Genomic DNA, 1,223 nt, shown 5'->3' with positions numbered 1-1,223 from the left:
TTTAGTATGAGAGGCGTCGCGCCAGCGGCGCCTCTCCAGTTTTTAGTTGGATGCGCTCATGGTTGTAGAAGTGAATATAGCGGTCAACCATCTCGTTGGCCTCAGAGAAGGTAGCTGGTTTGCGGCGGTAGATACATTCTGTTTTGAGAATAGAGAAGAAATTTTCTGCCATTGCATTGTCATATGGGTTTCCTCGTCTTGACATAGAGGGCGTAATGCCGTATGTTTGAGTCAGCTCAAAATATGCTTGTGAGGCGTATTGAGCACCCTGGTCGCTGTGGAGTTGCAGCTCCTCAGCGGCCTTCTTTTTTACTTGCTTCATAGCAAGACGAATGGTATCCAGAACCAGATTCACTGTTTGTTCCGTTCCGGTTTTGTAAGCCACAATGCAATTGTCGTAGAGATCGCGGATCATGGACAGATACAGTACGCCTTGCTTGGTGTGGATGTAGGAGATGTCCGTGACCCATTTTCTGTTGGGCCTGTCTGCATGAAACTTCCTGTTCAGCAGATTCTTGTACTTGTGCGCCTGCTGCCCCATCTGCTGCCATTTCCTGTGCCGCCGTATTTCGGACAGTAAATTGTACTTTCTCATGATACGAAGGATGGTTTTGGGATTTTTGTGGATGTTTTGCCTTTTTAGCCACATCCACATCCGGCGATAACCATAAGTGCCCCAACATCGCTTACGCTGCCAGGCAATGAGATCAGCCAGTTCTTTATCTTTCTCAGGCCTGCCTGCACGGTGAACAAAATCATAATAGCCGCTGCGGGATACACCAAAGAATCTGCACATGACGGATACTGAATATTCTGCTCGATGCCGGTATATTACCTGGTATTTGAGTTTGGGCCTCACTTCCTTTCGATAGATTGCAGAAAATCCCGCAACAGTTTGTTCTCCATCTTTAGCCTTTTGTTCTCATATTTATACTCCGCCAATGTCTTGGCAGGCTTTCTCCCTCGCTGTTTGGGAATGGCCTTCTCCTGCTTGTGTCGTGCACGGTAGAGCAAATCTTTTACTGTTCTTTCACTTTGCAACCCCAATTCCTTTGCTATCTCTTTCCGCGTTTTCCCTTCCGCCTGCAGTTGCTCGACTGCCGGAAGAAGTGCCTTCACTTTTTCATATTTCCTGGCCATAACAATACCCCCTGATGTAGTACTTCCATTTTCCTACATCAGGGGGCGTTTTGTCTATTGTCCGCTTTTACGGGTTCAGTTCA

The 1,223-nt window shown here is 47.2% G+C and carries 2 protein-coding genes; both read right to left on the bottom strand.

Going from position 1 to position 1,223, the window contains the following annotated elements:
• Nucleotide 1: 1 nt before the first annotated feature.
• Nucleotides 2–859, bottom strand: a complete 858-nt coding sequence (locus tag H6B31_RS16615) for an IS3 family transposase (RefSeq protein WP_204899514.1) — start codon at nt 857–859, stop codon at nt 2–4.
• On the bottom strand, nt 856–1,140 hold the full coding sequence (locus H6B31_RS16610; protein WP_204899513.1) for a helix-turn-helix domain-containing protein: 285 nt from the start codon (nt 1,138–1,140) through the stop codon (nt 856–858). The genes H6B31_RS16615 and H6B31_RS16610 overlap by 4 nt, the downstream gene beginning before the upstream one ends.
• Nucleotides 1,141–1,223 lie beyond the last annotated feature (83 nt).

The sequence above is a fragment of the Pseudoflavonifractor capillosus genome (assembly GCF_016899775.1).
Lineage (GTDB): Bacteria > Bacillota > Clostridia > Oscillospirales > Oscillospiraceae > Lawsonibacter.
Note: the sequence above shows the minus strand (reverse complement) of the source record. Positions and strands in the feature narration are given on the sequence as shown.